Source organism: Oceanisphaera sp., assembly GCF_052084945.1.
Taxonomy (GTDB): Bacteria; Pseudomonadota; Gammaproteobacteria; order Enterobacterales; family Aeromonadaceae; genus Oceanimonas.
In genome coordinates, this window is the sequence record NZ_JBQDEX010000178.1 from 1 (window position 1) to 3,206 (window position 3,206).

2 protein-coding genes are annotated in these 3,206 nt (G+C 44.9%); both read left to right on the plus strand.

Annotated elements, in window-relative coordinates; genetic code table 11:
- Positions 1 to 1,980: LTA synthase family protein (locus tag ACTHY5_RS11685; RefSeq protein WP_441879888.1), on the plus strand; the 1,980-nt coding region annotated here is incomplete at its 5' end.
- A 118-nt stretch (positions 1,981 to 2,098) separates the two neighbouring features.
- Entirely contained in the window at positions 2,099 to 2,989 is an 891-nt protein-coding gene (locus tag ACTHY5_RS11690; protein WP_441879890.1) for a chemotaxis protein, read from the plus strand.
- Positions 2,990 to 3,206: the final 217 nt, after the last annotated feature.

The window sequence follows — 3,206 nt, forward strand, 5'->3', positions numbered from 1 at the left end:
CGCTTGTTATTTCGCTTACTATGGCCACAAATCATCTGGCTGACACTGGTTTTATTAGGTGCCCGTTATGTGATGTTTCAGCAGTTTACTGATCCATCGGTGTTAGTGGGGCAGGCGGACGATATACGCCGTATGTGGGTGACAGGTTTACGGTATGACTTGCGCATTGCCGGTATGGCTTTAGCTCCTTTATTGCTATCCGGCTTATGTATGGCAGCTTGGCAACAAGGATGGCGAACGTGGCGGTATTTAACCATCCCCTTTATCGCTCTCATTAGCTTAATAACAGCCGCCAGCGCCATTGGTAACTATTATTACTACCAGACCTATCATCGCCATTTTGACGTATTCGCTTTTGGCCTATTTGAAGATGATACTTCAGCCGTACTCGCTAATATGGGCCAAGATTATCCGGTGCTCGCAGCCAGCTTACTTGCATTATTTCTTGCTGCTATTCCTACACTGTTCGCCTACTATCAAGTGCGTACCGAAACTCTTAAACGCAGCATGCCATGGCCATTTTTTGTTGTTTATGTGCTAATTACAATAACTCTTGTTTTCACATTAGCGCGTGGCAGCCTAGGCACTTTTCCTTTGCGCCGGGGCAATGCACAAGTCTCTGAATTATCGTTACTTAATCAGCTCACGCCTAACGCGCTAATGGCACTGGCTTGGGCTCGAAAAGATAAAAGACAAGACGTGAACTTTAGCCCTGTGAGCTCAGCAAAAGGCCAAGCACTATTACAGGCCCTTAACTTTGATAGCCTGCATGCGCACACATTACGCAACGACTATGTTGAGCAATATCCACCGCACGTGGTGGTTGCTATGATGGAGGGCTTAGGCAGCAATATGCTGGCGTTTGATGAACCAGGCCGCAATGATCTGTTGGGTAGGTTGCGCCCTCATTTCGAACAGGACTTTTTATTTACCCGTTTTTTATCACAAGATAATGGTACTGCCCCCTCATTAGCCGCGTTATTGTTTAATAGCCCAGTGCAAAGCATTAGTCATTCATCGGCTCAAACTATTGATATTGATACGCCTTTTGATATTTATAAAAAAGCCGGATACCGCAATATTTTTATCTCTCCTGGTAATATGATGTGGCGCAACTTGGTCAACTACTTGCCATTACAGGGTGTGGATGCTGTATATGACCAAAATACACTGTTAGATTATTATCCAGAAGCTGAGCAGCACATGACAGATTGGGGGCTGCCAGATGAATATGCTTATCGCTTGGCTGAAAAACTACTGGCTGAGTCAGAACAGCCATTATTTATTAATATTTTAACGGTGACCAATCATCCACCTTATGTCACCCCAGCTACCTATACTCCACAACCGGTAGCCATTACCCCACAATATCAGCAACATTTAGAGCCAGGCTCTATCGCTCCAAATGAGGTGTTAACAACCTTTCAATACGCATCCGATGCCTTAGGTAGCTTTATTGATCATATAAAGGGCTCTGAGTTAGCAGAGCACACACTTATTGCGGCTACGGGCGATCATCAAATGCGCCGTGTTAAAGCGTTTTATCCCAATGAACAGGTGTTAGATCGCGGGGTACCGTTTTATCTTTATGTGCCTGATAATATTCTGAACGCGCGCGATTGGCACTTTGACCCTGCGCGCGTAGGCTCACATAAAGATATTATGCCAACCTTGTATCATTATAGCCTTTCGCAACAGCCCTATTTAGCCTTAGGCGGGCGTAATATGCTGGCAACTCTTGATGATGCAGATCGCAACTTTGGCTATAACGTTTTATTATGGATAGATCCAGAAGGTGCTTATGTATTAAATGAGCCGCCGGTATTTTATCCATGGCAAGATGCCAGCTCTTTACTGCTTGATAGCGACCAAGCCCACTCAGTAGCGCCTAAGCAAGCTACGCGCATTGATGCTTACCCTCAATTATTACGCTGGCATATTAATCGCCAAATAAAAGGCGAACGTGCTGAGGAAGACTAAACACATCATCTTAGGCTGGACTTAATCAGCGACAGTTTCATATCATGGCCGCATAACACACCCTGAGTCGTGCATTACTCGGTGTCGATTACCTTTATTATTAACAGAGCGTGAACTTATGAGTAAACAATCCAAACAGCTGCAAAAACTGCTGCTATTTCAGCTTGCGGGTCATCGTTTATTTGGCCTAGGGACACTGAAAATTCGTGAGATCATGCCACTACCGCGCTTAACTAAGCTACCTAGCAGCCAAGGCGCTGTCATTGGCACCGCCAGCTTTCGTGGTGCCGCTGTGCCTGTTATTGATATGGCCGCTGCTATTGGTTATCCGCCATTAACCGCTGAAGAAAGAGCCAGCGCCTATGTGATTATTACCGATGTAAATCGCACAGAAATTGGCTTTATGGTACGTAAAGTACAGCGCATAGTAGAAACCGACTGGAAAGATGTTTCGCCTCCCCCTACTGCCTTAGGTAAAAATGCCTTTATTACCGGTTTGGTGACCATAGATACAGATTTGATCCAGCTGTTAGACCTTGAGCTACTACTGGCTAAAGTCTATCCCGAATCGTTAAGCAGCAAAGATGTGTTGCTTAATGATATGGAAGTTGAAACCTTACGGGGCTTTTCTATCTTAATGGTAGATGACTCTGTGGTGGCGCGCCGACAGCTCAGTGTGTTGTTAGACAGTAAAAATATCGACTACCAAGTTACTCACAATGGCAATGATGCTTTAGCGCGTATGATTAGCGCCAATGAGCAGGGTAATCCGGTTGATATATTGGTGAGTGATATCGAAATGCCTGGGTTAGACGGCTATGAATTGACGTTTCAAATACGCAATAACAAAAGCCTGCACCAGCCTTGGATAATCTTACACTCTTCATTAAGTAGTGAAATGAGCCTAAGTTATGCCGAACAAGTCGGTGCCGACAGGGCATTAACCAAGTTTGATGCTCATGAGTTACTGCACACCATGCTAGACGCCGCGGTGCGCAAGGAAGAGTAATGTTAAGGTAACCCTATTTTTGCCACGCAATACACGGAAAAACACATAGCCTTCGGATACCCATCTGGAAAACTAACGGTTCAGGTTTTATGGCTTCTGTAGAGTCGATTTCAATCGACTAAAAACCATAGCACGGCCTAAAGAGGTCGAATAAATTCGACCCTACACTCGGGGTTGATTGCTATGATAGCTATGCTTTACGCTCTTTTCACGAAAT